28 protein-coding genes, 1 tRNA gene and 2 pseudogenes are annotated in these 26,733 nt (G+C 69.9%); 22 read left to right on the top strand and 9 right to left on the bottom strand.

Features of this window, described 5'->3' with window-relative positions:
* The first annotated feature begins 38 nt into the window (after positions 1-38).
* The 3 genes from AB0M43_RS33090 to nudC are packed head-to-tail and all read left to right on the top strand — an operon-like array spanning position 39 to position 3,582.
* Positions 39-1,334 carry a pitrilysin family protein gene (locus AB0M43_RS33090; protein WP_363730143.1) on the top strand — a complete coding sequence of 432 codons (1,296 nt, stop codon included), beginning with the start codon at positions 39-41 and terminating at the stop codon, positions 1,332-1,334.
* Positions 1,331-2,641: a pitrilysin family protein gene (locus tag AB0M43_RS33085; protein WP_363730141.1), complete on the top strand. Its 1,311-nt coding sequence runs from the start codon at positions 1,331-1,333 to the stop codon at positions 2,639-2,641. Before AB0M43_RS33090 ends, AB0M43_RS33085 begins: the two co-directional genes overlap by 4 nt.
* Complete coding sequence (gene nudC / locus AB0M43_RS33080; protein WP_363730138.1) at positions 2,638-3,582, top strand: NAD(+) diphosphatase; 945 nt, start codon at positions 2,638-2,640, stop codon at positions 3,580-3,582. The genes AB0M43_RS33085 and nudC overlap by 4 nt, the downstream gene beginning before the upstream one ends.
* 197 nt (positions 3,583-3,779) lie before the next feature.
* Here nudC and AB0M43_RS33075 read toward each other — a convergent pair whose 3' ends face one another.
* Complete coding sequence (locus AB0M43_RS33075) at positions 3,780-4,559, bottom strand: hypothetical protein (protein ID WP_363730137.1); 780 nt, start codon at positions 4,557-4,559, stop codon at positions 3,780-3,782.
* Positions 4,560-4,782: 223 nt separating this feature from the next.
* Here AB0M43_RS33075 and AB0M43_RS33070 point away from each other — a divergent pair, with 223 nt between their 5' ends.
* From AB0M43_RS33070 to AB0M43_RS33050, 5 genes and pseudogenes are all read left to right on the top strand, one after another.
* Complete coding sequence (locus AB0M43_RS33070) at positions 4,783-4,971, top strand: hypothetical protein (protein ID WP_363730134.1); 189 nt, start codon at positions 4,783-4,785, stop codon at positions 4,969-4,971.
* A gap of 303 nt (positions 4,972-5,274) precedes the next feature.
* A complete protein-coding gene (locus AB0M43_RS33065) occupies positions 5,275-5,448 on the top strand; it encodes a hypothetical protein (protein ID WP_363730133.1) in 174 nt (57 codons plus the stop codon).
* Positions 5,449-5,481: 33 nt separating this feature from the next.
* Positions 5,482-5,646 (top strand): annotated as a pseudogene (locus tag AB0M43_RS33060) (DUF6879 family protein); the annotation flags it as partial.
* A 10-nt stretch (positions 5,647-5,656) separates the two neighbouring features.
* Positions 5,657-5,977, top strand: coding sequence for a DUF6879 family protein (locus AB0M43_RS33055; RefSeq protein WP_363730131.1), 321 nt, complete (start codon positions 5,657-5,659; stop codon positions 5,975-5,977).
* Positions 5,978-6,307: 330 nt separating this feature from the next.
* On the top strand, positions 6,308-6,478 hold the full coding sequence (locus AB0M43_RS33050; RefSeq protein ID WP_363730128.1) for a hypothetical protein: 171 nt from the start codon (positions 6,308-6,310) through the stop codon (positions 6,476-6,478).
* 277 nt (positions 6,479-6,755) lie between these two features.
* Here the strand turns inward: AB0M43_RS33050 and AB0M43_RS33045 are convergent, their stop codons facing one another.
* On the bottom strand, positions 6,756-7,001 hold the full coding sequence (locus AB0M43_RS33045) for a mycoredoxin (RefSeq protein ID WP_363730126.1): 246 nt from the start codon (positions 6,999-7,001) through the stop codon (positions 6,756-6,758).
* A gap of 95 nt (positions 7,002-7,096) precedes the next feature.
* Here AB0M43_RS33045 and AB0M43_RS33040 point away from each other — a divergent pair, with 95 nt between their 5' ends.
* From AB0M43_RS33040 to AB0M43_RS33020, 5 genes are all read left to right on the top strand, one after another.
* A complete protein-coding gene (locus AB0M43_RS33040; protein WP_363730587.1) occupies positions 7,097-9,286 on the top strand; it encodes an ATP-dependent DNA helicase UvrD2 in 2,190 nt (729 codons plus the stop codon).
* A 233-nt stretch (positions 9,287-9,519) separates the two neighbouring features.
* Positions 9,520-10,068: a hypothetical protein gene (locus tag AB0M43_RS33035; protein WP_363730123.1), complete on the top strand. Its 549-nt coding sequence runs from the start codon at positions 9,520-9,522 to the stop codon at positions 10,066-10,068.
* 121 nt (positions 10,069-10,189) lie between these two features.
* Positions 10,190-10,495 carry a WhiB family transcriptional regulator gene (locus tag AB0M43_RS33030; protein WP_197005485.1) on the top strand — a complete coding sequence of 102 codons (306 nt, stop codon included), beginning with the start codon at positions 10,190-10,192 and terminating at the stop codon, positions 10,493-10,495.
* A gap of 46 nt (positions 10,496-10,541) precedes the next feature.
* Positions 10,542-10,691 (top strand): hypothetical protein, encoded by a 150-nt coding sequence (locus tag AB0M43_RS33025; protein ID WP_363730121.1) that lies wholly within the window; start codon positions 10,542-10,544, stop codon positions 10,689-10,691.
* A 168-nt stretch (positions 10,692-10,859) separates the two neighbouring features.
* Positions 10,860-11,042, top strand: a complete 183-nt coding sequence (locus AB0M43_RS33020) for a hypothetical protein (RefSeq protein WP_363730120.1) — start codon at positions 10,860-10,862, stop codon at positions 11,040-11,042.
* On the opposite strand, the gene AB0M43_RS33015 is transcribed toward AB0M43_RS33020, so the two are convergent.
* The 3 genes from AB0M43_RS33015 to AB0M43_RS33005 form a co-directional block, all read right to left on the bottom strand.
* Complete coding sequence (locus AB0M43_RS33015; protein ID WP_363730117.1) at positions 11,008-12,321, bottom strand: AarF/ABC1/UbiB kinase family protein; 1,314 nt, start codon at positions 12,319-12,321, stop codon at positions 11,008-11,010. The two genes, AB0M43_RS33020 and AB0M43_RS33015, sit on opposite strands and share 35 nt — an antisense overlap.
* The gene (locus tag AB0M43_RS33010) at positions 12,318-13,427 is read right to left on the bottom strand and encodes a hypothetical protein (protein WP_363730113.1); all 1,110 of its coding nucleotides are present in this window, start codon (positions 13,425-13,427) and stop codon (positions 12,318-12,320) included. Before AB0M43_RS33010 ends, AB0M43_RS33015 begins: the two co-directional genes overlap by 4 nt.
* Before the next feature lie 100 nt (positions 13,428-13,527).
* On the bottom strand, positions 13,528-13,686 hold the full coding sequence (locus tag AB0M43_RS33005; RefSeq protein WP_363730111.1) for a DUF5679 domain-containing protein: 159 nt from the start codon (positions 13,684-13,686) through the stop codon (positions 13,528-13,530).
* 347 nt (positions 13,687-14,033) lie between these two features.
* On the opposite strand from AB0M43_RS33005, the gene AB0M43_RS33000 reads away from it, so the two are divergent.
* Positions 14,034-14,507 (top strand): M48 family metallopeptidase, encoded by a 474-nt coding sequence (locus AB0M43_RS33000; protein ID WP_363730109.1) that lies wholly within the window; start codon positions 14,034-14,036, stop codon positions 14,505-14,507.
* Positions 14,504-15,052 (top strand): hypothetical protein, encoded by a 549-nt coding sequence (locus tag AB0M43_RS32995; protein WP_363730107.1) that lies wholly within the window; start codon positions 14,504-14,506, stop codon positions 15,050-15,052. Before AB0M43_RS33000 ends, AB0M43_RS32995 begins: the two co-directional genes overlap by 4 nt.
* Positions 15,053-15,230: 178 nt before the next feature.
* Here the strand turns inward: AB0M43_RS32995 and AB0M43_RS32990 are convergent, their stop codons facing one another.
* Entirely contained in the window at positions 15,231-16,472 is a 1,242-nt protein-coding gene (locus tag AB0M43_RS32990; RefSeq protein WP_363730104.1) for a zinc-dependent metalloprotease, read from the bottom strand.
* A gap of 54 nt (positions 16,473-16,526) precedes the next feature.
* Between AB0M43_RS32990 and AB0M43_RS32985 the strand changes: the two genes are divergently transcribed.
* The 6 genes and pseudogenes from AB0M43_RS32985 (at position 16,527) to AB0M43_RS32960 (ending at position 22,557) form a co-directional block, all read left to right on the top strand.
* Positions 16,527-17,561 carry a PDZ domain-containing protein gene (locus AB0M43_RS32985; RefSeq protein ID WP_363730101.1) on the top strand — a complete coding sequence of 345 codons (1,035 nt, stop codon included), beginning with the start codon at positions 16,527-16,529 and terminating at the stop codon, positions 17,559-17,561.
* Positions 17,562-17,612: 51 nt separating this feature from the next.
* Positions 17,613-20,525, top strand: a complete 2,913-nt coding sequence (locus tag AB0M43_RS32980) for a UPF0182 family protein (RefSeq protein ID WP_363730098.1) — start codon at positions 17,613-17,615, stop codon at positions 20,523-20,525.
* A gap of 118 nt (positions 20,526-20,643) precedes the next feature.
* Positions 20,644-20,720: transfer RNA gene (locus AB0M43_RS32975), tRNA-Met, on the top strand.
* 250 nt (positions 20,721-20,970) lie between these two features.
* Entirely contained in the window at positions 20,971-21,384 is a 414-nt protein-coding gene (locus tag AB0M43_RS32970; protein ID WP_363730096.1) for a hypothetical protein, read from the top strand.
* A 256-nt stretch (positions 21,385-21,640) separates the two neighbouring features.
* A pseudogene (locus AB0M43_RS32965) lies at positions 21,641-21,906 on the top strand (transposase); the annotation flags it as partial.
* A 213-nt stretch (positions 21,907-22,119) separates the two neighbouring features.
* Entirely contained in the window at positions 22,120-22,557 is a 438-nt protein-coding gene (locus AB0M43_RS32960; protein WP_363730093.1) for a VOC family protein, read from the top strand.
* Positions 22,558-22,859: 302 nt separating this feature from the next.
* On the opposite strand, the gene AB0M43_RS32955 is transcribed toward AB0M43_RS32960, so the two are convergent.
* From AB0M43_RS32955 to AB0M43_RS32945, 3 genes are all read right to left on the bottom strand, one after another.
* Positions 22,860-23,516, bottom strand: coding sequence for an SHOCT domain-containing protein (locus AB0M43_RS32955; protein ID WP_363730091.1), 657 nt, complete (start codon positions 23,514-23,516; stop codon positions 22,860-22,862).
* Positions 23,517-23,731: 215 nt separating this feature from the next.
* Positions 23,732-24,088, bottom strand: coding sequence for a ClpX C4-type zinc finger protein (locus AB0M43_RS32950; RefSeq protein ID WP_363730090.1), 357 nt, complete (start codon positions 24,086-24,088; stop codon positions 23,732-23,734).
* Positions 24,089-24,284: 196 nt separating this feature from the next.
* The gene (locus tag AB0M43_RS32945; RefSeq protein WP_363730088.1) at positions 24,285-24,974 is read right to left on the bottom strand and encodes an alpha/beta hydrolase; all 690 of its coding nucleotides are present in this window, start codon (positions 24,972-24,974) and stop codon (positions 24,285-24,287) included.
* Positions 24,975-25,483: 509 nt separating this feature from the next.
* On the opposite strand from AB0M43_RS32945, the gene AB0M43_RS32940 reads away from it, so the two are divergent.
* A complete protein-coding gene (locus tag AB0M43_RS32940; RefSeq protein WP_363730087.1) occupies positions 25,484-26,731 on the top strand; it encodes a haloacid dehalogenase-like hydrolase in 1,248 nt (415 codons plus the stop codon).
* Positions 26,732-26,733 lie beyond the last annotated feature (2 nt).

Genomic DNA, 26,733 nt, shown 5'->3' with positions numbered 1-26,733 from the left:
GCGTATCCAGGGTGCCCGGCACGCGCTAGGGTCGGGGGGTGCGGATTCCAGCCACGAGTTACACGATCGAGCGGTTCACCCTGGCCAACGGCCTGCGTGTGGTGCTCCAGCCTGACAGTTCGGCGCCCGTCGTCGGCGTCACCGTCGTCTACGACGTCGGCATCAGATCGGAGCCGGAGGGGCGCACGGGCTTCGCCCACCTCTTCGAGCACCTGATGTTCCAGGGTTCCGAGAACCTGGAGAAGCTGGCGCACTTCAAATACGTGCAGGGCGCCGGCGGCACCTTCAACGGTTCCACCCACTTCGACTACACCGACTACTACGAGTCGCTGCCCGCGGGCGCGCTCGAGCGGGCGCTGTTCCTCGAGGCCGACCGGATGCGCGGTCCCCGGCTGAACGAGGAGAACGTCCGCAACCAGATCGACGTGGTGAAGGAGGAGATCCGGGTCAACGTGCTGAACAGGCCGTACGGCGGCTTCCCGTGGCTGAAGCTGCCACCGGTCATGTTCGACACGTTCGCCAACGCCCACGACGGGTACGGCTCCTTCGTCGACCTCGAGTCCGCCACGGTCGACGCCGCGGCCGGCTTCTTCGCGGAGTACTACGCCACCGGCAACGCCGTCCTCGCCGTCTCCGGCGACTTCGAGGTGGCCGCGGCCCGCGCCATGGTCGAGAAGCACTTCGGCGACATCCCCGGCCGCCCGGCCCCCGTCCGGCCCTCGTTCGCGGAGCCCGACCTGACCGCCGAGCGCCGCGACTCCTACACCGACGCGATGGCCCCGCTGCCCGCGATCGCGCTGGCCTGGCGCGTGCCGGACCCGATCGCCGAGTTCGACGCCTACCTGCCGTACGTGCTGCTCGCCGAGGTCCTCACCGACGGCGAGGCGGCCCGGCTCCAGGAGCGCATGGTGCTCCGCGACCGCACCGCGACCAGCGTCGGCGGCTACATCGGGTTCATGGGCGAGCCGTTCGAGGTCCGCGACCCCACGGTGCTGCTGCTCCAGGTGTTCATGCCGCCCGGCGGCGACACCGACAAGGTGCTCCGCACGGTCGACGAGGAGCTCGAACGCCTGGCCACCGACGGCCTCGCCGAGGGCGAGCTGGCCCGGATCCAGGCCCGGTTCGTCACGCACTTCCTCCGGGAGACCGACGCGGTCACCAACCGGGCGGTCCGGCTCGCGGTGCTGGAACTCCAGCACGGCAACCCCGCCCTGATCAACGACCTGCCGAGACTGCTCGGCGAGGTCACCGAGGCGCAGATCATCGCCGCAGCGGCCACCCTGCGTCCGCAGCGCCGCGCGAGCATCGAGGTCATTCCGGGAGTGTCGGCATGAGTAGCGTTGTCCCCGATCTGACCCCCGCCGGTCCGCTGGTCGTCCCCGAACGGGCCGAGCGGACCCTGCCCAACGGGCTGCACGTCATCGCGATCCGCCGGTCGTCCATCCCGCTGGTCGAGCTGCGCCTGCGGGTGCCGTTCGCCCGGGCGGACCTGGCCCAGGGCGGCCTGCTGGCCGGCACCCTGTTCGCCGGCACCGACGAGATGGACATCTACGCCATCACCACCGAGCTGCAGGCCGTCGGGGGCGGGCTCGCCGCCGGTACGGACCTGGACCGGCTCACCGTCTCCGGCAACTGCCTGGTCGACGGCCTCGACCGGCTGCTCGAACTCCTCGCGCTCACCCTCAACGGCGCGGCGTACCCGGCCGGCGAGGTCGAGACCGAGGCCGAGCGGATCGCCGACCGGATCAGCCTGGCCCGCACCCAGCCCGGCCACCTGGCCCGGGTCGCCCTGCTCAAGCGCATCTACCCGGGCCACCCGTACGAGGTGCAGACCCCGGACCCGGAGCAGGTCCGCGCCGTCACCCGCGAGGACCTCGTCGCGCTGCACGCCGCCCGGGTCCGCCCGGACGGGGCTTCGCTGGTGCTGGTCGGCGACGTCGTACCCGAAAAGGCTCTCGACTCCGTCGCCCAGGCCCTGTCCGGCTGGACCCCGGGCGCGCCCGACGTCAGCTTCCCGGACCTCCCGGCGCTCGGCGGCGGCCCGATCACCCTGGTCGACCGGCCCGGCTCGGTGCAGTCCTGCGTGCGGATCGCCCTGCCCGGCGTGTCGCGCAACCACCCCGACCACCCGGCGCTCACCCTCGCCAACCTGGTCTTCGGGGGGTACTTCTCGTCCCGGCTGGTCGGCAACATCCGCGAGGACAAGGGCTACACCTACTCCCCGCACTCCGGCGTCGAGCACTCCCTGGCCGGCTCCACCATCATGATCTCGGCGGACGTGGCCACCGAGGTCACGGCCCCGGCCCTGCTGGAGACGCTGTACGAGCTCGGTCGCCTGGCCGTCCTGCCCCCCGACACCGAGGAGCTGGAGCAGGCCCGGGAGTACGCGCTGGGCAGCCTCCGCCTCGGCATGGCCACCCAGGCCGGCATCGCGAGCCTCACCTCGATGCTGGAGGGCTTCGGCCTGGACCTGGACTGGCTGGCCGGGCACTGCGACCGGCTCGCCGCCGTGAGCCTGGAGGAGGTCGCCGCCGCCGGCGCCCGCTACTTCTCCCCGGCCAACGCGGCGATCGTCATCCTCGGCGAGGCGGACGTCATCGAGCCCTCGCTGAAGGCGCTCGCCGGAGTCGTCCGGGCATGATCGACCGTGCGGAGTTCCGGCGCACCGACCCCGACTGGCTGGACGAGGCGTGGGGTCGGGCCCGGATCTTCGCCGTACACGGCGGCCGGGTGTCGGCACTGGTCGACACCCGGACGGCCCTGGCTCCCGGCAGCGGGGCCGCGCCCGATGCCCGGGGCGACGACCTGTCGGCCGGCAACCTGTCGGCCGGGGAGCGGACGGCCGGCGAGGACGTGGCCAGCGGCGGTTCGGTCGGCGAGCGGTCGGTCGACGACTGGTCGGTCGGAGAGCGGCTCTTCCTCGGCGTCGACGCCGACGGCACGCCCTACTTCGCGGTCATGGCCGAGGTCCCCGACATGACGGGCCTGCGCGACGTCCTCCTCGACCCGCCCTCCCCGCTCTTCGCGGACCTGGCCCTGGCGGCCGTCGCCCTGGCCAACTGGCACGAGAGCCACCGCTTCCACCCGCGCACCGGCGCCCCGACCCGCCCGGTGCACGCCGGCTGGGTCCAGCGGGCCGAGGCCGGCGACCTGACCTGGCCCCGCACCAACCCGGCCGTCCTCGTCCTCATCCACGACGGGGTCCCCGGCGACGAGGGCCGCTGCCTGCTCTCCCGGAACACGGCCCGCCCGGAGGGCTGGCGCTCGGTCACGGCCGGCTTCGTCTCCCCGGGCGAGAGCCTGGAGGGCACGGTCGCCCGCGAGTCCGCCGAGGAGCTGGGCGTCACGGTCTCCGACATCCGGTACGTGGCGAGCGAGTGCTGGCCCTTCGCCGACGAGCTGATGGTGGGCTTCACGGCGCTGGCGGATCCGGCGCAGCCGCTGGTCCTGGACCCGACGGAGATCGCGGAGGCCGAGTGGCACTCCCGGGCCGACCTGCGGGCCACGGACCTGGTCCTGCCGTCCCGGATCTCGATCTCCCGCCTGCTGATCGACAACTGGCTGGCCGGCAAACTCCCCTGACTCGTAGGCGACGATCTGGGCGCAACGCAGGGGTGCTGCCGCGGGCAGCGAATCTGGCGGTCCACGCGCTCTGGCTCGTTGGGCAGTGACGACTTTCTGGCAGTTGACGCCCGACGGTGATCCGAGCCTCGAATGTAAGCAGCCGTCAATTGACCTCGATGGTGATTGTCGAACCATCCGCGAGGCGAATCGTCGGACTAGTGGTCTTCTTTGAGTGAGCCGTCCAGAATCTGGCTTGTGACTCGATGAGCGCTCAAGTGATCGTCGCGACAAGTGTGGCCGGCTTCCTTGGCTCGGCTGATCCACTCGGCAGCTTCCTCACGTTGGCCTATTTGTGCCAGCAGAACCCCAAGATTGTGCATTGCGTGATAGTCGCCCGCATCTGCGCTATAGCGGTACCACTGAATCGCCCTGGTGATCTGGTTAGAGGCGAGATAGATGCGCGCGAGGTGGTGCGGAGCGCACGGATGTCCGGCTTTAGCTGATTCTAGGAAGAAGCTTTCGGCTAGGGCGGAGTTTCCAGATTGTTGGAATCTTATGGCTTGGTCGTGAAGGAACTGCGCTGCATTGCGGAGACGTTGCTCTTCAGGGTTCGCCGCCGTGCCGACATAGGAGAAATGTCCTCCCTTAACTGCGTCTTTATTGACAAAACTACCGTCGTGCTGGGTGATTGGTCCATCTTCAGTTGCGCGTTGGGGTCGCCGCCGGGTGGAAGTCTGTGGCGGACGGGAGCGATTGGCGCGCATCCATGCCTGCCGCCAGATTTTCGGATCTTCGTTGACTGCTTCGAGGTATAGCGCGACAGTCTCCCATCGGGGGAAGCTGTCGACCTTCGTGATTAGGTCATGGATCGTCGAGGGTGACGTGCCCATCTTCCCGGCGAGCTTGTTGAAGCTTGGCGCCCCTGCTCGCTCGCGCAACGCGGCGAGTTCTCGCTTGAGGTCTGCGGCTGAGCTCACTGCCTGCGGATCGGGCACTGTTCCCCCCGGATTCGATGTTGTTCGGTTGCGAATCCGAGCATACGGCCGAGAGCTGGTGCGACGCGACCAAGCTTCGACACTGTTCGGATCGGATGCGGGTCAACGACCTCGTTGGCAGGCTGGCGGGCGAGGTTCATCGTCTGTGGCGATCCCTTCGGCGTCGACCTAGAGAGTGTTGTACGATATCTTTCGGTATCGAAAGCTTAGGAATGGAGCTAGCGTGATGCGTTTCCTGCTGGTGCTGCTGATCGTCTCGCTCGGAGGGAACGCGTCGCTGATCGCAGTACTGCTGGCCGGCCGGGCCGGCCAGACTGGAGGTGTCGCGATCGCCTGGGCGGCAGGCACCTTTGTGGGGGCCGTCCTGGTGATGATCGCGCTGGCAGATGCGGCGGGCTTGCTGGAGGGGTAGACGCACACGTCAGCCTTGGAAAGGCAGTACCCGGAGATGGGTGCCGCCGGGCTGCCGGCCAACGCAGGGGTCTTCCGGAGATCTCTGGTGAGGTGCCACAGGTCATCTATGCCACCACGGAGAACGTGGACTAGGAGCAGGCCCTCGCGGTAGCCATGGCCTCAGGCGTTTACGACGACGCGGCCGACGCCTAACGGCCTCTAAGGACTCAGCTCGCAAGTTCGTGCAAGGTTCTGGTGGCCTCGCAGGCAAATGGGGCAGACTCGTTCACGTCGATAGAACTTCCGCATCACGGAGGCGAAGATGGCTCTGTATCTGCTCGGCAAGGACCCGGACAGCCCGAACAACGGCTCACCGACGCTGTACTACGACGACGTCCGGGACACCTACCTTTTCCAGTCGTGGAAGGTCACGGACGAGGCGCGGCTGGCTGAGTTGAACGTCCCGGACCATGAGACCGTCATTGAGTTCCCGTAAGCGCATGCTGCAGTTCATGCCGGAGGCGGGGCGTTGACCTTCGAAAGGCTCTTCAGCGAGGCCCAGCGATCTGCGGTACACCTGGAGATGCGTGACGGGTACATGCGCGACGCCGACTTCGCTGACTGGCGGGCAGGAAACCACTTCGACCCTGCCGAACGCTGGCGCTCGTGGTTCGACCTGTTGGCTGCGACGGTCGCGCGGGGGTGTGGAGATCAGACGGGCTCGGATCGTGTCCGAGCCGATCAGCGACTACATTCGGTTCGAGTACGACGTGACCAACGGGCACAACATCAAGGCGGGCGAACACGTTCGCTGGCTCCCTCGCCGCGAAGCCTCTGCCTTGGCTCTGCCGGGTAACGGCTACTGGTTGTTTGACGGGAAGACTGTTTTGTTCAATCACTTCGACGGCGACGGAAACATGACCGGAGAAGAGGTCGTCACCGACCCCGAAGTCGTTCAACTCTGCGATTCGGCATTCGAGGCTGTCTGGCATGTGGCAACGCCTCACCAGGACTACAGGCCCTGACGGAAGGCCGCCGTGGCCATGTCGAGTGTGCAACAGGCGAGGAACGCCCTCGGTCAGCGCCTGCGAGAGATCCGGAAGGATTCGGGTCTCACTGCGCGGGCTCTGGCTGTGCTGGCCGGCTGGCACGAGTAGCCATGGACGCATTGGACTAGTTCGTGCAAGCCTGCGCACGTTCGTAGCTTCCACGCCTTCGTGGCTTTTAGGGTCTGTGTCCAGGGCGCTTCTGGTTCGCTGAATTCCCGCCCACTCCCCAGTCGGGCGGATGTCGAGTAAGTGGGCCGGGAGCGCCCATCCACCAGTCGCGACAGGTGAGGGTGACCAATGGCGAGAGTGGCCGAGGTGCTGAACCGGGCGGAAGCCGAGAAGATCATCGAGGAACACATCGAGAGCAACGCGGGAACCTGCATCCAGTGCTTCAGAGACCACGGCTTGGCCATCATGGTGCCGTGCGTCGCCCGCATCGAGGTCGCACGGTTCCTGAACAAGGCGGGGCCGTGCTGAGCGTTCCGCCCTGCAGGGACTCCCACTGCCTGACCGGCGAGTCGTCGGTCTGCCGAATCACAGAGCAGCAGTACGAGAGCTTCACCCCGCTGGCCTGGGCCCGGGTCAAACTGGTGCCCTGCCGCACCCTCCCCGGCCTGTTCCACACGGCGAGACGCGCGGAGATCCGACCGGCCGTCCCCGGGCCGTGCCACTGAGGCGGCAACAACGCGCTACGAAGGGACACGGCCCGGCCCGGGAGGTCGGAACCTCCCGGGCCGTACGCGAGACAGGACAGCTACCGGGCCGCGATGGCCGCGAGCTGCTCCTTGACCTGGACGATCGACGGGTTGGTCATCGCCGTACCATCCGAGAAGCGAATTGTCGGAACCGTCTGGTTACCGCCGTTGACGCTCATCACGAACTCGGCGTCGTTCGGCGACTCCTCGATGTCGATCACCTGGTAGGTGATGCCCTCCCGGTCGAACTGCGACTTGAGTCGCCGGCAGTAGCCGCACCATGTGGTGGAGTACATCGTCAGCATCTGTTCAAACCTCCTGAGGGCGCACGCTATCTGGGTCAACATCCCGACGGTGGGATTCAGTCTCCGTTGTGGCGACCGACACGCGACAGAGCAAGATGAAAGAATCGGTGACCGTGGACGACGTACTGGCGGGACTGGACGACGAGCAGCGCGCGGCGGTGACCGCCCCGGCCGGCCCGTTGTGCATCCTGGCAGGCGCGGGCACGGGGAAGACCAGGGCCATCACCCACCGGATCGCGCACCGGGTGCGGTCGGGCCAGGTGCAGCCGCAGCAGGTGCTGGCGGTCACGTTCACGGCGCGGGCGGCGGCGGAGTTGCGGGCCCGGCTGGGGCTGCTGGGCGCCGGGGGTGTGTCGGCGCGCACCTTCCACGCCGCCGCCCTGCGGCAGTTGCGGTATTTCGCCCCGAGAATCTTCCACGGCCGGGCGATGCCCGAGCTGGTGGACTCCAAGGCCCGGCTGATCACCCTCGCGGCGGCGAAGACCGGCCACCGGGGCGAGCGCACCCTGGCCCGGGACCTCGCCAGTGAGATCGAGTGGGCCAAGTCCTCCCTGGTGGAGCCGGGGGACTACCCGGAGGTGGCGACGAAGGCCGGTCGGGAGCTGCCGTTGGCGGCGGACCAGGTCGCGGCCGTGTTCGCGGAGTACGAGCGGGCGAAGCGGGCCGCCGGCATGATCGACTTCGAGGACGTGCTCCGGTCGGCCGTGTGGGCCATGGAGGAGCACCAGGACGTGGCGGAGCAGATCCGCTCGCAGTACCGGCATTTCGTGGTGGACGAGTACCAGGACGTGAACCCGGTGCAGCAGAAGCTGCTGGAGACGTGGCTGGCGGGCCGCGACGACCTGACCGTGGTCGGGGACGCGAGCCAGACGATCTACTCCTTCACCGGGGCCACCTCGGGCTACCTGGTCGACTTTCCCCGCACGCACAAGGACGCGACCGTGGTCCGGCTGTTCCGGGACTACCGGTCGACGCCCCAGGTCGTGGCCCTGGCCAACACGGTGATCAGCCAGGCGCGCGGCGCGGAGGCCCGGCTCCGGCTGGAACTCGTCGGCCAGCGCCCCGCCGGCCCCGAGCCCGAGGTGCGCGACTTCCCCGACGAGCCGGCCGAGGCGGCGGCGGTCGCCGCCCGGTGCGCGGCCCTGATCGACGCGGGCACCCCGCCGAGCGAGATAGCCGTGCTCTACAGGATCAACGCCCAATCAGAGGTGTACGAGGGCGCCCTGGCCGACGCCGCCGTCCCCTACGTCCTCCAGGGCTCCGAGCGCTTCTTCGAACGGGGCGAGATCCGCCAGGCGATGGTGGCCCTGCGCGTCGCGACCCGCACGGCGGACCCGTCCGCCCCGCTGGTGCCGACGGTCGCCGAGGCGCTGGACGCGGTGGGCTGGCGGTCGGAGAACCCGCCGGCGGGCGGCGCGGCCCGGGAGAAGTGGGAGGCGTTGGCGGCCCTGGTCGGCCTCGCGGAGGAGTTCGCGGCGTCCCGGGGCGGCGGGGGCCAGGCCTCGCGCGCCGACCGGGCGGTCGACCACGGGCAGCGCGACTCCGGTGACGGCGACCGGGGCGGCGACACGAGCCTGGCGGCCTTCACCGAGGAGCTCGACCGCCGCGCCGCCGCCCAGCACGCCCCCACCGTCGAGGGCGTCACCCTGGCCTCCCTGCACTCGGCCAAGGGCCTGGAATGGGACGCGGTGTTCCTGGTCGGGCTGGCCGACGGCACCCTGCCCACGGTGTACGCGAAGACACCCGAGGCCCTGGAGGAGGAGCGCCGGCTGCTCTACGTGGGCATCACCCGGGCCCGGGAGTGGCTGTGGCTGTCCTGGGCGGCGGCCCGGGCGGCGGGTGGCCGGCAGTCGCGCCGACCGAGCAGATTCCTCCCGACGGGTACCCCCCGGACCGGCGTCCAGGCCCCGGCCGCCCCCCGCAAGCGCGACCGGGCGGCCGTGCGTTCCGTGTCCTGCCGGGTCTGCGGCGTGACCCTGATGGACGCGATGGAACGCAAGCTGGGCCGCTGCGCCACCTGCCCCTCGGAGATGGACGAGGAGCTGCTGGAGCGCCTCCAGGACTGGCGGGCCCAGGTGGCCCGCGCGGCCAAGGTCCCCGCGTACGTGGTGTTCACCGACGCGACCCTGACCGCGATCGCCGAACAGCTCCCGTCCGGGGAGCCGCAGCTGGTGTCCATCGCGGGGATCGGCCCCCGCAAGCTCAACCTGTACGGCGAGGCGGTTTTGGCCCTGGTGGCCGGCAAGTCCGTTGCCGACGTACTGCCCGAAGGGGCGGCGGGCTGAGTGCGCCCGGCGGCCTCGACGGGGCCCCGCGCCGGGCCCCGGTCGCGTACCCTGAGGTGTGCCGTTTCCGCCAGCCAGCCGTAGTCGCGTGCTGACACAAAGTTCCTGGATAACGGCACCGTAAATTAGGTTGCGGCGTTTGCTACGCGAGGCATAGCCTTCAGGCACCACACCAGAGGAATCTGGCTGCGGTGACCATGTCCGGATCGGGAGTAAGTCGGGAGGTGTTGACAGTGGAGATCATCGAGATGACGACGGCGGAGCTGTCGATGCTGGCCGGTCACACCCGTGGCGGCTCCCTGCTCGCCTCGCGACAGGGTGCTGGATTCGACTTCGGTGTCGGTGTGCGCGTCGTCCGTCCGCTGGGTTGCAACAGCGAGACGAGCGGCAGAGCCCACAACCGGAGCGGTGCTCAGAGCCTCCTGGTCCAGGAAGTCGAGTTCGTCAACCCCGGTGCGTCGATCGTGACCACCGAGACCATGACGACCGAGACCGCCGAGTTGATCAAGACCTCTGTGTCCGCTGTCGCGGCTGGGGCGCGGGAGACCGCTGTCGCGGCCATGGCGCGGGAGACCGCTGTCTGGGCGCAGGCTGGCGAGCCGCACCTGACCGTCGAGTCGAGCAAGGGCAAGTCGCACAAGAGCAATGGGCCGATCATGGCCTCTGCTCAGGTCCAGACCGCGCTGATCGCTGGCGTGCTGGCCGATGGTCCGTCGTCCGCTGTCAAGCGGCCGGGGGCGTACGTGGGCGGGACCCCGCCTCGAGGGAGAGAAACCTGGTAACCACCAGGCGACGGCTCACCTCGAGGCCGCGGAACCCGATAACCGGGATCCGCGGCCTTATTCGTTGCTCCAAACAGGGGCAGCGCCGTAGTGGAACGAGACAGGAAGAGGTGAACCGGGCATGAGCCTGGCGTTGGTCCCCGTGGAACGGGCCATCGACACCGACCGTGACGACCTGCCGTGTCGGCGCAACAACCCGGACCTGTGGTTCGCGGAAGCGCCGGCTGAGCTGGAGAACGCCAAGACCCTGTGTGGTGCCTGCCCGGTTCGGGTGGAGTGTCTCGCGGGCGCCCTGGAGCGGCAGGAGCCGTGGGGCGTGTGGGGTGGCGAGATCTTCGAGCGCGGCACCGTAGTACCGCGGAAGCGGCCCCGGGGCCGTCCGCGTAAGGAAGACCTCGCCCGGGACGCGCAGCTCCGCGCGGCCTGAGCACCACCGAGTACTACCCATACTTTTCAGAGATCAAGGACATCCGATGAACTTCGAATTCAACCAGCTGAACCATCTTCAGTACGAAGCGATGAGCCGGGCGCGAATGCCCAAGGCTGCGCCGGGTCGCCAGGGGGCGTCCCGTGCAGCCCGTCGCATCGCTCTGTGGGTCGCGCGTCGTAACGACGCCAAGTAGGACCCAGTACTAAGAACGGGGACCCCCTAGTACACAACGCGCCCGCTCCGGCCACTGGCCGGGGCGGGCGCTTCGCGTTCACGGATTGTTACGGTGCGGCGGTCGTCAACGGGGACTCAGGCGGCGTAACGTCGGCCGTGGTTACCGTGTGTCGTCGGGGGAGGGGTCATGGAAGAGTCCGTCTACTGTGCGCTGTGCGACCGGGAGGCCGAGGAACCGCCGCTGGACGGCTGGGCACTGCAGCTCGGCCCGGCGGGCAGGCTGTGGCTGTGCGGGTTCTGCGCCCGGGCGAACCTCCTCACGATCGAGGAGGGCACTACTCGTCGGCGAAACCGGGTAGCCACCGGGTGAGGACCGAGCGGTAGGGGGCCTTCGCCTCCAGCTGACACAGCACCCCGATCGAGCCGAGCGTGACCCGGTGGATCAGCAGGTACGACGGGGGCAGGTTGAGCTGCTTGCCCAGCGCGTACGCGGGGGACTTCGGGTTCGCGATCCGGGTCGCCTCGGAGCGCAGCCATGCCCGGGAGAACTGGAACTCGTCCTCGGCGATCGGCGCGAGCATCGGCAGCACGTACTCCAGGACGGCCTCCGCGTCGACGTCGACGTTGGGCTTGACGAACCCCTCGCCGCGCAGCCCGGCCAGCACCGCGTCGGCGTCGCCGGCCAGCGCGAGCCGGGTGAGCCGGCCGAGCGGTTCGGGGTGGCCCTCGGGGAGCCGGGCGCAGGCGCCGAAGTCCAGGACGCCGAGCCGGCCGTCGTCGAGGAGGCGGAAGTTGCCCGGGTGCGGGTCGGCGTGCAGGAGGCCGGCGCGGGTGGGGCCGGAGAAGTGCAGGGTGGACATGCGCAGGCCGGCGAGGTCGCGCTGCTCCGGCGTACCCCCCGAAATGATCTTCGACAGCGGGGTGCCCGCCATCCATTCGGTGACGATCACGCGGGGCCCGGCGGCGACGACCTCGGGCACGTAGATCTCCGGGTCGTCCCGGTACGCGTCGGCGAACGTCTTCTGGTAGCTCGCCTCCAGCTCATAGTCGAGCTCCTCGACGACCCGCTCGCGCAACTCCGTGACCAGGGGCTTCACGTCGAGGCCCGGTTGGAGGATGCGGAACAGGGCGGAGAACCGGGCGAGCTGGTTGAGGTCGGCGACCAGGGCGTCGCCCGCGCCGGGGTACTGCACCTTGACGGCCACGTCCCGGCCGTCGCTCCACACGGCGCGGTGCACCTGTCCGATGCTCGCGGCGGCGGTCGGCGTGTCGTCGAACTCCTGGAACCGGGTGCGCCAGTCCGCGCCGAGCTCCTTGGCCAGCACCTTGTGGACCGTGGCGGCCGGCAGCGGTGGGGCGGCCTCCTGGAGCTTGGTGAGCGCCTCCCGGTACGGCCCGGCGAGGGCCTCGGGCAGGGCCGCCTCGAACACGCTCAGGGCCTGGCCGAGCTTCATCGCCCCGCCCTTGAGCTGCCCCAACACACTGAACAGCTGCTCGGCGGTGCGCTGCTGGATCTCTTCGCTGATGACCTCGGAGGCAATACCGGTCACCCGCTTGCCGAAGCCGAGGGCGGCCCGCCCGGCGAAGCCGAGGGGCAGCGAGGCGAGTTTCGCGGTGCGGGAGAGTGCGCGGCGCGGGATGTCGGTCACCCGCCCATTGTCCCCGCTCGGGAGGCGTTCTGCCGCCCGGGCCACCGTCGGGAACAGTCGCAGTCCGGATCGCGCCGCCAGTGCTGCCGTCGGGAGGTCCCGTCCGGGGCCCATTCGACCGTGGTGTCGAGGGTCTCGGGGTCCCCGCCGTCGAGCTGGGCGAGGGCCTGGACGGTCGCGTGACCGACCGCGAGCAGGGCCAGGCCGGCCTCGCAGGGCTCCGCGCGGGCCGGGCCGGTGGCGAGCTGGGCGGCGAGGAGCGGCCAGCGCGGGTCGCGGGCGGTGCGGTAGCCGTCCAGGCAGCCCAGGCAGGCGGTGTGTCCCGGCCGGATCAGCGGGCCGACCGCGATGTGACCGTCACGGACGGTGACGATCAGGTGCGGGGTGCGCTGCCGGGCGTGGCCGAGGGCGACCAGCCGGGCCGGGCGGTCCAGGTGGCCGACGTGGATCACGAGGCTGGGGGCGCCGGGGCCGATCCGGGCGTGCGGCGCCGCGCGGCGGATCGCGTCGGCGGCGGCCAGGGCGCGGCTCCGGCCGCTGTGTCCGGGCGTCAGGCCGCCGGGCAGGGCGTCGGAGCGCTCCGCCAGGCCGGTCAGGCCGGTGCGGACCGTGCCGACCCCGGAACAGGCCAGAGCCGACGCGAGGGGTACGCCGAGGCGGTCCTCGCCCACCACCGCCACCGTGGCCGCCCAGCGCCGGCGCAGGACGTCGGCGGGGTCCGTGCGCACCGCGAGCGCCCGGGCCTCGGTCAGCAGGCCGGCGCGGGCCCGTTCGGGGAGCCCGGCGGGCAGCAGGCCGTCCCGGAGCAGGCCGGCGGAGGTGAGGGTGTCGAGGAGGGCGGGCAGCGCGTCCCCGGGCAGGCCGAGGCGTTTCGCCGCGAGCGCCAGTTGGGTCCGGGTCCGGGTGCCGTCGAGCAGGTCGAGGAGCCGGGTCAGCCGGGGGTCGCCGAGGTCGAGGAGCACCGCGTGCGCGGGGTCGACGCCGAGTTGGACGCTGCCCAGGTCGCGCCGGAGCCGGCGGAGGGCGAGGAGTGGTCGCATGCCCTTCAGGCTGACCGGGGTCGTGCGGCGGGCCGCCCGGTTGTCCACAGGGGCGCGCCTGTCCACCGGGTTATCCACAGGGAAACCCGGGTTATCCACAGCTTTTTCGGTGCGGGTGTCCGGTTGCGGACCAAGGGGCGGCCGGTCAGGCCGCCCCTCCAGTGCCTTAGGCCGCGGGGGCCTTGCCCAGGATGCGGTTCATCTTGGTTCCGCACACCGGACAGGTGCCCTTCGCCATGTTCATCCCGGTCTTCGAAACCTCGACGGTGCCGTCGAAGTCCCGCTTCTCCTTGCACTTCACGCAGTAGCCGTTGTACTGAGCCACGGCGACCCCTCCTTGATGCTCATCCCGGCCGCGGGTCGCGACCACCGGTTCGGCGGACAGTACCCACCCCGAACGGGTGAAGCGTCAGCGCCACGTCGACACTGTGAGGAAGTCGACCCCGTGAGTCTGCCCTGATGGGGGGCATCTGCCGGCCCGGTTGACCCGCAACACGCCGAGTATGTCTGAAGTATGACACTTTATGGCGCTCAGAATGCATCTGTTGAGGGCCGACTTGACAATTTCACCGTGAAGGGCTTGGAGACCGGCCCGGGACCGGTTAGCGTGCCCTAGTGGCACCCCAGAGGCCAGACGTCGAGGTACGGCGCAGTGATCGCCGCCGACGTACGGTGTCCGCCTACCAGGACGGCGACCGGGTTGTGGTGCTCATCCCCAACCAGTTCAGCCGCGCCGAGGAGCGCGAGTGGGTCGACCGGATGCTCGACCGGATCGCCGCCCGGGGCCAGCGCCGCCGCCGCAGCGACACCGACCTGTACGAGCGGGCCCTGCACCTCGCCCGGCGGTTCCTCCCCGAGCTGAAGAACCCGCCGGAGACCGTGCGCTGGGTCGGTAACCAGAACACCCGCTGGGGCTCGTGCACCCCGGCCGAGCGCAGCATCCGACTGTCCGACCGGCTGCGCGGCATGCCCGAGTGGGTCATCGACTACGTCCTGCTGCACGAACTCAGCCACCTGATGGTCTCCGGGCACGGGCCCGCGTTCTGGGCGCTCGTCGGCCGGTATCCGAAGGCCGAGCGCGCCCAGGGCTATCTCGAAGGGGTCGCGGCGGCCGCCGGACTCGACCTGACCGAAGATGAGACGTGACCACCCGCTGCGTGATCGTCCTGCTCACCCCGCCCGCCTGGGCCCCGCCCGGCGTCGACCCCGGCAAGTGGCGGGCCGCGCTCGCCGAGGACATGGTCGACCTGGTGGCCGGCCTGGCCGAGACCGACGCCGCCGTGGCCGCGCCGCCGGACGCCGTCGACCTGGTCGAGGCCGTGCGCTGGCCGACCATGAAGGTGTACCCGGCGACCAGCCCGCTCCAGGCCCTCGCCGCGGCGGCCGGCGACGGCTACGACCTCGCCGCGGTCCTCGCCCCCGACGTGCCCGACCTGCCGGCCATGCTCGTCGGCAAGCTGCTGAGGCCGCTGAGCAGCAGGGACCTGGCGGTCGCCCCGGCGGTCGGCGGCGGCCTGTACGGCATCGCGGCCCGGCTCGCCGGGGGCGTCCCCGACCTGGACTGGTCCTCGGAGCCGCCCCCCGAGGCGGCTGTGACCACCCCGTGGCACCGGTTGGACTCGCCCGCCGGGTTCGGGCGGCTCGACGAGGCCCTCGAAGGCTGGGACGCGACCCGCGCGCTGCTGTCCTAGGTCCGGCCGGGTCGCCGGCCGGGTCCGAGTCGCCCGGCCTTCGAGGCCCGAGCGGCCCGTCAGCCGCGCCCGACCGGCCCGGGCTTCGAGGCCCGACCCGGTCGCCACCCGGACCCGGGCGGCCCGGGCTGCCGGGCTCGGCCGGGAGGGCCTCCGGTGCGCGGAACCTCGTACCCGTCTAGTCGTCGCTCTTCGGGGGTTCCTCCGTGAACAGGTCACTGATGTCGGTGAAGTCGCCGAGTGTCCGGTTCGCGAAGGCCGTCGGGTCGGTGAAGTCCTCGTCGGTGGGCAGCAGGTCCGGGTGCTCCCAGACACTGTCGCGGCCCTCGACCCCGCGCACCTCGCCCACGGCCGCCCACAGCGCGGCGGCCTCCCGCAGCCGCCGGGGCCGCAGCTGCAACCCGACCAGGGTCGCGAACGTCTGCTCGGCGGGCCCACCCGCCGCGCGACGGCGCCGGAACGCCTCGCCCAGCCGGTCGGCGTCCGGCAGCCGGCCCGCGCAGGCCCTGTCCACCACGTGGCACACCCAGCCCTCGATCAGGGCCAGGATCGTCTCCAGGCGGCGCAGGGCTGCCTGCTGCTCGGGGTTGTCGTCGGCGGAGGAGAACATCCCCTCGAACGACACCTCCTGCATCGACTCCGGGTTCGTCGGGTCGATCCGGCCGACGACGTCCTCCACGGCGTCGCGGTCGATGGAGATGCCCCGCGCGTACGCCTCGACGGCGGACAGCACGTGGGACCGCAGCCAGGGCACGTGGCCGAAGAGGCGCTGGTGGGCGGCCTCGCGGAGCGCCACGTACAACCGGATCTCGTCGCCGCTGACGTCCATGCCGTCCGCGTAGGCGTCGATGTTGGCCGGCACCAGGGCCGCGACCCCGGCCGGGCCGAGCGGCAGCCCGATGTCCCCGGCGGAGAGCACCTCGGCGGCGAGCTTGGCCAGCGCGGCGCCGAGCTGCTGGCCGAACATGGCCCCGCCCAGCGAACCGATCATCGCGCTCATCGGGCCGAGCTGGCCGCGCAGCTCCTCGGGGATCAGGTCCCCGAGCGCGGACACCATCCGGGCCGCCAGCGGGTCGCACAGCGGCTTCCACACGTCGAGCGTGTTGTACAGCCACTCGTTGCGGCTCCACGCCACCGCGCTGGACGAACCGGACGGCATGGCCGACTCCGGGTCCAGCCAGTGGTCGGCGAGCCGCAGCGACTCCGCGACCGCGTCCTTCTGGGCCTGGGTGGGCTGGGGGTCCTCGCCGAGTTCCTGCACGGCCAGCTGGCGGGCCAGGTCCCAGTTCACCGGGCCGGCGCCGGGCTGGGCGCTGAGGATCTGCTGCAGCTGGGCCATGATCTGGCGCATCTGAGGATCGTTCGGGTCGGGCATGCCACCACCGGGCAGTCCGAAGCCGAACGGAGGGTTATCGCTCATAGTTGCTCTCCGTCCCGATCACGCTTTCAAAGGTACGCGATACGCTCTCGTACCATGAGGCGTCGGGGAGTGACCGTACTGATCGGCATCGTGCTGGTGGGCATCCTCACCGGTGCCCTGCTCTGGGTGAAGGTGCCGTACGTCGCGCTGGGCCCCGGCCCCACCGTGAACACCCTCGGCCAGTACAAGGACGCGACGATCATCACGATCGAGGGGCGGGACTCCTACCAGCCCAAGGGGCAGCTCCGGCTGGTCACGGTCTCGGTGAGCCCCGAGATCAGCCTGATGGAGGCCGTCTACTTCTGGTTCGACACCGACACGGCCGTCGTGCCCCGGGAGCTGGTCTACCCGCCCGACAAGAGCCAGAAGCAGGTCGACAACGAGAACGCCCAGCAGTTCCAGCGCTCGCAGTCCAGCGCCGAGACCGCCGCGCTCCGCAAGCTCGGCTACGAGGTGAAGATCTCCATCAAGGAGGTCACGGCCGGCAAGCCCGCCGACGGCAGACTCAAGCCGGGCGACATCGTGACCGCGGTCGACGGAACGGCCATTTCCGGCGTACCGGATATCGCCAATCTCATCAAGGCCAAGCCGGTCGGGACGACCTTCGTCTTCGAGTACACCCGCGACGGGGTCAAGGGCAGTGTGCCGATCGCGTCGGCGGCCAACGAGAAGGGCGACCCGGCGATCGGCGTCAGCCTGGAGCCGATCCAGCCGCACCCGTTCAAGATCGACGTGAAGCTCGGCGACATCGGCGGCCCGTCCGCCGGCCTGATGTTCACCCTCGGCATCCTCGCCAAGCTGGACGCCACCGACCTGACCGGCGGCATCATCATCGCCGGCACCGGAACCATGGACGACAACGGCAACGTCGGCCCGATCGGCGGCATCGCGCAGAAGCTCGTCGGCGCGAAGCGGGACGGCGCGAAGTTCTTCCTCACCCCCGCGGACAACTGCGCGGAGGCCGTCAAGAACGCCGTTCCGGGCCTGCCCCTGGCCAAGGTGAAGACGCTCGACGACGCCCTGGCCGCCCTCACCGCGATCCGCGAACACCGCGAGCCGGTCCTGTGCGAGGGCACCGGCCGTAAGTAGCCCGTAGTCTGGTCCCCAAGCTCACGAGACTTGGGAGAACCAGCTGTGGCGATGCGTACTCCGATACCGAGGGTCAGCCGGCGTGGCCGACGCGTGATGGGCACCCTCGCGGTGCTGCTGGTGCTGATGACGGTCCTGAGTTGGGCGGTCGACGCGTACACGGACTGGCTGTGGTTCGCCGAGGTCAAGTACACCGGCGTGTTCCGCGAGGTGCTGACCACCCGGATCCTGATGTTCGTGGCGTTCGGGGCCGCGGTCGCCGCCCTCGTGGCCGGCAACCTGTTCCTCGCCTTCCGGCTCCGGCCGCTGCTGCCGTCGGGTTCACCCGCGCAACGCGCCCTCGACCGGTACCGGATGGCGATCACCCCCCGGATCCGCTGGGTGCTCGGCGGCACGGCCGTCCTGCTCGGCGTGCTCACCGGCCTGTCGGCCCAGGGCCACTGGCAGCAGTGGCTGCTGTTCCGCAACGGCGGCAAGTTCGACGTCGTGGACCCCCAGTTCAAGGTGGACCTCGGCTTCTACGTCTTCGAGTACCCCTTCTGGCGCTATCTCCTGGGTGTCGCCTTCACCACCACGGTGCTGTGCCTCCTCGGCGCGCTCGCCCTGCACTACCTCTACGGCGCGGTCCGGCTGGAGGGCGCCGGCGACCGGATGTCCGCCGCCGCCCGCGCGCACCTCACCGCCCTGGTGGCCGTGTTCGTGCTCCTCAAGGCCGTCGCCTACTGGCTGGACCGGCGCGGCATGCTGCTCGGACAGAACCAGAGCACCGACGTGGCCGGCGCCGGGTACACCGACATCAACGCGCTGTTGCCCGCCAAGGAGATCCTGGCCTGGATCTCCATCGTCGTGGCCATCGCGATCCTGGTCTTCTCCAACGCCGTCATGCGCAACCTGGTCTGGCCGGGCGCCGCGCTCGCGCTGCTCGGGCTCGCGGCCGTCGCGGTCGGCGGCATCTACCCGGCGGCCGTGCAGGCCATCGAGGTCAAGCCGAACAGCCGGGAGAAGGAGGCCGACTACATCAAACGGGCCATCGACTCCACCCGGTACGGCTACGGGCTCGACAAGGTGGAACGCAAGCAGTATCCGATCACCTCGATCACCCCACCGGCTGACCTGACCAAGGACCCCAGCATCACCAACGTCCGGCTGCTCGACCCGGCGGTGGTCTCCGAGACGTACACCCAGCTCCAGCAGGTCCGCGGGTTCTACGACTTCGGGGCGAAGCTCGACATCGACCGGTACACCGTCGACGGCAAGACCCAGGACTACGTCGTCGGCGTGCGCGAGATCAACCCGGCGAACCTGCGCGACAACCAGACCAACTGGCAGAACCGGCACACCGTCTTCACCCACGGGTACGGCTTCGTGGGCGCGCCCGCCAACAAGGTGGTCTGCGGCGGCCAGCCGTACTTCTCCTCCGGCTTCCTCGACGACGGGAAGAACTCCCAGAGCAGCGAGTGCGCCGACCGGGGCGACAAGATCCCGACCGAGCAGCCCCGGGTGTACTACGGCGAGCTGATGAGCGACTACTCGATCGTCGGCAAGGAGACCGGCGGCAAGGACATCGAGTTCGACCGGCCGACCGCCGGCGAGCAGCAGACCAACTTCACCTACGCCGGCGCCGGTGGCGTGAAGGTCGACAACCTGCTGCGCAAGACGCTGTTCGCCCTCAAGTACCGCGAGGCGAACTTCCTGCTCTCCAGCGCCCTGAACGACAACTCCAAGGTGCTGTACGTGCGCAACCCGCGCGACCGGGTCGAGAAGGCCGCGCCGTTCCTCACAGTCGACGGCGACCCGTACCCGGCGGTCGTCAGCGGCCGGATCGTCTGGATCGTCGACGGCTACACGACCTCCTCCACCGTGCCGTACTCGCAGAAGGTCAACCTCCGCGACGCGGCCCGCGACGCCCAGACCGGGGCCGGCACCGTCGCGCAGGCCCGCCAGGACGTCAACTACATGCGCAACTCGGTGAAGGCCACCGTCGACGCGTACGACGGCACGGTCAGCCTGTACGCGTGGGACGAGAAGGACCCGATCCTGAAGGCCTGGAACAAGGCGTTCGGCGGCGACGTGGTCAAGCCCAAGTCCGCCATCTCCCCGGAGCTGATGGACCACCTGCGCTACCCCGAGGACCTGTTCAAGGTCCAGCGCGACCTGCTGACCAAGTTCCACGTCAGCGACCCGAAGCAGTACTTCTCCGGCGACGACTTCTGGCAGGTCCCGGACGACCCGACCCACGACGCCAAGTCCCCCCAGCCGGCGTACTACCTGCTCACCCAGTTCCCCGGCCAGGACAAGCAGACCTTCCAACTGACCGCCTCGATGACGCCGCGCAACCGGCCCAACCTGGCGTCGATGATGTCCGCCTCCTACACGGCCGACGGCACCCCGAAGATCGACCTGCTCGACCTCGGCAGCGTCCAGGGCCTCCTCGGCCCCGGCCTGGCCCAGCAGAAGCTCCTGAGCAGCCCCGAGGTGAACCGGGACATCGCCCTGTTCAACACGCCCCCGTCGAAGCTCATCAAGGGCAACCTGCTCACCCTGCCGATCGGCGGCGGCCTGCTCTACGTCGAACCGCTCTACATCCAGGGCGGCACCGGCGGCACCAACTACCCACAGGCGAAGAAGGTCCTGGTCACCTACGGCCAGGGCGACTACGTCGGCTACGGCGACACCCTGGAGGCGGCGCTCGACCAGATCGTCCGCCAGGCCGCGGCCGGCCGCCCCACGACGCCACCGACGACCACACCACCCACGACGGGTACGCCGACCCCGACCCCCACCCCGGTGCCCCCCTCGGGTGACCTGGCGGCGGCGGTGGCCAAGATGCAGGCCGCCATCGACGAGGTCCGGCGCACCCAGGCCTCCGGGGACTTCGAGGCCTACGGCAAGGCCCTGAAGAACCTGGACACCGCGATCAAGGAGTTCGAAGAGGCGCAGAAGAAGACGCCCGCGGCCCGATGATGGTGGCCCCTTCCCGCCTGTTCCTGGGCGGGGAGGGGCCGATTTGTTGATCCACACCCCATGGGCTACTGTTACTCAAGTCAGCGAGGAACGGAACGCGAAAGAATCGCTGAAGCGGCGCGGGGTGGAGCAGCTCGGTAGCTCGCTGGGCTCATAACCCAGAGGTCACAGGTTCAAATCCTGTCCCCGCTACCAAACGGAAAATGGTCTTCCAGGGAAACCTGGAAGGCCTTTTTCGTATTCTGATCAACAATCATTCATCGGGTACGAGGCCTACTCAGCCACCACCCATCACATTCGCGCGGCTCCTTCATCCCGTCGCTACCGGGCGCTGGTGACCGGCCCAGCCAATTCGACGTGTAGGTCAGCCTGGCCGCACGGGATGCTCCGGGTACGGAACTTCCGGGGCTGAATTCCCCGGTGCCGGCTGGCAGGATGTGGCCGCATGCGCATCAGGGTCGGATGGATCGCCGCGGTCACCGTGGTCGTCGTGGGCTGCTGCTCCCTGATGCTCTACGCCGAGCGGTCCGAACCCTTCCTCCCGCACGAGGATGAGGCGCTGCCCCTGCCCGCCGGTCTCAGCGGCCAGAAGGGCGAGACAGGCTCGGGGAACTGCGGATCGGGGGTCTGTACGTGGCGGATCACCGTGCGGAGCACATCCGGGGCGTCGCCGGTCCAGGTTCTCGACCAGGTCCGTGAGCATCTCAAGGAGAAGCACGAGTGGCGGCTCGACGGCAACGGGGCCGCCTGTCGGCCGAACTCCTTTGTCGACAGGCGGGAGGCCTGCGTCGAGACTCTCCTTGACCCGGCCACCGGTGACGTGGTCATTCAGCTCTCGGGGAGCCGGGTGTCCCCGTAGCGACACGGGTGGCCTGCGGAGGCGGTCTGGTCGGCGAGCGACAGGTCCCGACGTTCGGCCGGAGGATCGGCGGTCCTGGGGGCTCAACGGGAGCGGTTGGGGAACGGTAGGGCCGCACGCCGTACGCGCCGATTGTGCACGCGACCCCGATCCTGTTGGCGAATTCGACACCCTTGGATGGTGATCGTCGTTGACGCATGGAGGTGACCGCTTCTGCTGGTCGCCCTCGTTGTGTCCGGCGAGCGGGAGGTTGCTGGTGTCGTTGAGTCCGCGCAGGTTGCCCGTGGTCCCGGAGTTGACGGAGAGGGTGGCGCGGGCGGCGTTCGTCCGGCCGACCCTCGCGATGCGGGTCCGCGACGAGCTCGGGGAGCTGTTCTGCGACGAGCGGTTCGCTGGCGCGTTCGCGGTCCGGGGCCGGCCGGGCTTATCTCCGGGGCAGTTGGCGCTGGTGACGGTGTTGCAGTTCGCGGCGAATCTGACCGGCAGGCGGCGGAGGCGGTGCGGGCCCGGATCGACTGGAAGCCGCTGCGCTCAACCTGATCCGCCTCAACGTCCACTGGTCAGGACGAACACCCGAACACACCCGCACCAGCCAACTCGAACGCCTCAGCTACGCCCTCGCCGGCTGACCTCCGACAGGATCGTCAGGGATAAACCTACTTGCGCGTAAAGTTCAGGAACCCAGGCCGCCGTCACACCCTGAAACTGTCGGACCCTCCGGGCAGGATCGGTGCCATGACCTTCCAGATCACCATCGACTGCGCCGAGCCCGACCTGCTGGTCCCGTTCTGGGCGGCCACGCTGGGCTACCGGGCGGCGGATCCGCCCGCAGGGCACGCCACCTGGCGGGATTTCTACCTGAGCGTGGGCGTGCCGGCCGAGGAGCTCGGCGACAGTGACTGCGTCGACCGGCTCGTCGACCCCACCGGCGCCGGGCCGGCCATCTGGTTCCAAATCGTCCCGGAGCTCAAGACCCTCAAGAACCGGCTGCACTTCGACGTGCTGGTCAGCGGCGGCCGGTCGGTCCCGGTGGCGGAGCGCCGGCAGAGGGTCGACGCCGAGGTGGCGCGCCTGTCCCAGCTCGGCGCGACCGTCCTGAGCAGGTCCGACAGCGACGGCCACTACGGGGTGACGATGGCGGACCCGGAGCGCAACGAGTTCTGCGTCGCGTAGTCAGCCACCGATTCCTTTCCGGTACCGGGCCGGTCTGCACCGGGGTGGGGTGCCAACCGGGTGCCCCGCCCGACCGGAAGGTTTCTGTCCATGGGGGACAATCAGCGCACCCGGCCAGCCGTGGTGCTGATGATCGTGTCGCTGGGCGTGGTGCTGTCCAGCCTCGACCTGGCTGACCCCGGATTCGCCAACTGGATCGACCCCCGACACAAACCCCTTCGACGGGTACTAGCCGTGGGCGGCCGAACCGCCGCCGTGGAGCCTTCCCACAACAGAGCCAGACCGCCGCGAGGCCCGACCGCCTAGCTCAGTAGCTTGGCCTTCGCGGCCGTGAACTCCTCCGCCGTGAGTGCCCCGGAGGAGTGCAGAGCCGCCAGCCGCTCCAGCCTGGTCAGCAGATCGTCGCCGGGCGCGGCAGCCAACGCGGCCGGTGCGGGCGCGCCCAGCCCCTGCGGCACGACCCCCTGCGGTGCGGTTCCCTGGGGAACACCCTGGGGCATGACCCCCACGTTCACCTGCGAAGCCCCCGCCTGCCGGCGCTGGATCTCCAGCTGGTGGTGGAACTGGTGCGCCGTCGCCCGCGCCGTGTTGGCCTGCTGGATGATCGTCGTGCGGACCTGCTCGGCGCCCCGGATGGAACGCAGCACCACGAGGGTCTGCCCGTACTTGTAGCCCTTCGGGTCGAGGCGCACCACGAGGTCGGCGACGCTCCGCGCCCGCTGGGTGAGGGACTGCCGCAGGTCCACGTCGAGTACCGCCCACAGGGGAATGACCTCGGCCGTCCGGGACAGCACGCCCGCCTCGAAGTGCAGGCCGTCGCGGGTGAGCTTGTACGCCGCCGTGGAGAGCCGGCCGCCCGTGGCCAGGTTGGTCAGGTCCTCGCTCTGGCCGGACCAGACCACGGTGGTGTCCGTGGGCTGCATCGACACGTGCTGGGCGTTCGGGTCGGGAAACGTCATGGTGAACCTCTGCGGAGTCGGTGGGGATCCCCGGGATCCTACCCGCGACAGTCGAGCCCCGCCGTCCGTGGAAGTAGCCCGCAGCGGCGACCATTGTGGACAGCGGCGCCGCAATGTCGGGGCCGCCGCACAGGGCTCCTCCGTGCATCACCTCGGAAGCGAGCCGGAGGTCAGGTGCAGCACGGCGCGATCCGAGCGTCGGCCGCACGCGGGCCTTACTCCTCGCCCGAGAACCGCTCCCACGCCGACTGCCGGCTCACCCCGAGCGCCTCCCCGATCCGGGTCCACGTCACCGACCTGCCCCGCAGCCGGCGCGCCCGGTCGTGGACGGCGACGTCGACCTGGTCGCGCGAGGCGTCCAGTCGGGCCAAGTCCGCGAGGAGCTCCTCGTCGGTCTTGTCGTCGAGCTTCGGGAACGTGGGGGTGGGCTGGCCGGCGACCAGCAGGTCGCAGAGCTGGACGCATTCGTCGCAGATGTAGACGCCGGGGCCGGCGATGAGGGTGGCGATCTCGTTCTCGTGTTTGCCGCAGAACGAGCAGCGCGGGAGGGCGGGGGCCGCGGTGGAGAGCATGGGCTTTCTCCTCTTCGATGGCATGGCGTCAGGATAACCCTGACGTGTTGTCAGGGTAGTCCTGACAATTTCGCCCGGTCAAGGAGATCGATGGCCCGACGGGACCACGGAAGTACGTTCGGGCTGGCCGAGCTGACCGCCGGCGCCGTACCCGTCGAGCCCGTCGGACTTCTCTGGAGCTGCTGAGTCCCCGGCGTCAGCGCGCGGTGCTGTCGAGGAACGGGCGGACGGCGGCCAGGAACTCCGTGGGGCGGTTCGTGTGGACCTGGTGGCCCGCGCCCTCGATGGTCACCAGCCGCGCCCCGGGCACCAGCGAGACCAGATCGACATTCCATTCCGGGGGTACCGGACTCGTGGAGCCCCCGCTGACCAGCAGCGTCGGTACCGCGATCCGGGGGAGCTCCGCCCACCACGCCGGGTCGGGCTTGTTGAGCTGGGCGAAGATGGCCGGCAGCACGTTCCAGTCGTAGTCCAGGTCGCCGGTCGGGCGTGGCCCCGGGTCCCAGTCGCCGGGTTCCCGGGGCGGCGGCGAGTCCACCAGGACCAGCGCCGTCAGCCGGTCGGAGTGGTGCTCGGCGAACAGGCACGCGACGGTGCCACCCATCGAGTGGCCCACCAGGGCGAACCGGTCGAGGCCGAGGGCGTCGGCGAAGTCGAGGACGTCCCGGCGGTAGGACTCGAACGAGTAGGTCGGGGTGTGGCCGCTGCGGCCGTGGCCCCGCTGGTCGACGGCGATGACCCGGTAGCCGTCGGCGAGGGCGGCGGCGATGTCGGTCCAGCGGGTGGAGTTGGCGGGCGTGCCGTGCAGGAGCACCACGGGCGGCGCCGTCGGGTCACCGACCTCTGTGTAGTGCAGGGTGACGTCGGGGAGGGCGACTGTTGGCATCGGCCGAGGGTAGCTCCGGGTCAGCCACGCCGAAGTCCCGTGACCGTGGCCGCCGAGAGGGACGACGGTGCGGTTACTTCCTCTTGCCGGACAGGCGGCCGGCCGCGAACGCGATGGCGACGACCGCGAGGCACACCACGAGGCCGAACAGGACGACTGCGATGTGCCACGGCTGCAACATACCCATGTGCGACAGGCCTCCATCAATGGGCTGACAATCGCATCAATCTATCGCGTCGGAGCGGTGGCCGCTGCCCCGTCGAGGGTGCCCCGACCGTGAGCTGGCGAAGGGCTGGCGGGGCTCGCGGAGTACCCGTCGGGTCGGTTGTTGAATTGAGTCCGGTTCGAATGGTTCTGTCCGTGAATCGTTTCGGCAATCCTGCAAGAAGCTGTCGTTTTCAAGCTTCGACAGAGCAGTAACGTGAATATTCACTGATGGGCATACGTCTTGTCCTGGGGGCCTCGGCGCTGCTAGAAAGGGCTCACCTAATTGGTATGGAGGTGGCCCATTGAAGGCTTCTCGTTGGCTCGTCGCCCTGGCGTTGGCCGCTGTCACCGGGGTGGGCCTGCTCGCCCCCGGGGCGTCCGCCGAGCCCTCCGGCACCGAGGGGCCCCGGCGGAACTGCCCGACCCTCGACCCCACCCTGGCCTGGTACGGGGCGAACCGGGCCCGGCTCCAGGACCTCGTCGACACCTACGGCCGGTGCGGTCGGGGCGGGCGTCCCGTCGCCCTGTTCGACTGGGACAACACGGTCGTGAAGAACGACGTCGGGGACGCCATGACCTATTGGATGCTCCGGCACGACAAGGTTCGCCAGCCGGGTGATTGGAGCCGCACTAGTCCATTCCTGACGGTAGGCGCCGTCGCGGCACTCCGAGGGGCATGTGGTGCGGGTGCCGTCGGGACGCCGCTGAGGACCAGCGCGGACACCGCCTGCGCCGACGAGATTCTCGCGGTCTACGGCAGCGGGAGGACGAGCACGGGAACCACGGCCTTCGACGGGTACGACCACCGGCGGATGGAGCCGTCGTACGCGTGGGCGGCGCAGCTGCTCGCCGGGTACACCGAAAGGGAGGTCAGAGGGTTCGCCGCCGCCGCCCGGGACGAGAACCTGGGCGCGGCCGTCGGCGCCACCCAGACGGTCGGGACGCACCAGGTCACCGGGTGGGTCCGGTACTACGACCAGCAGCGGGACCTGATCACGGTCATGCGGCGCGCCGGGTTCGACGTGTGGATCGTGTCCGCGTCGCCGCAGCCGGTGGTCGAGGTGTGGGCGCGGGGCGTCGGAATCAACCCGGGCAACGTGATCGGGATCCGGGGCGAGACCCGGCACGGCAGGCTCACGTACCAGCTCGGAAGCTGTGGCGGCGCCAGGAATGTCATCACTTACATCGATGGCAAGCGGTGCTTCGTCAACCAGGAGATCCACGGGGTGCGCGGGCCGCGCGCCTTCCAGAAGTACCGGAACAGCCACGTGTTCGCGGCCGGCGACTCCGACACCGACGTCACCTTCGTGCGGGACGCGACCGCCCTGCGCCTGGTGGTCAACCGGAACAAGGCCGAGCTGATGTGCCGGGCGTACGCGGACGCCGACGGGCGCTGGATCGTCAATCCGATGTTCATCGAGCCGAAGCTGGCCCGCCCGACCGCGTATCCCTGCTCCACCACCGGCTACGTCGACACTCTCGGCGTCCCGGGCCCCGTACTGGACGACAACGGCGCCGTCATTCCTGACCAGCCCGACAGAGTGAGTTGAGG

Source organism: Longispora sp. NPDC051575 (assembly GCF_040681875.1).
Taxonomy (GTDB): Bacteria; Actinomycetota; Actinomycetes; order Mycobacteriales; family Micromonosporaceae; genus Longispora.
The sequence above is the reverse complement of the archived record's forward strand: the minus strand, read 5'-3'. Positions and strand labels throughout refer to the sequence as shown.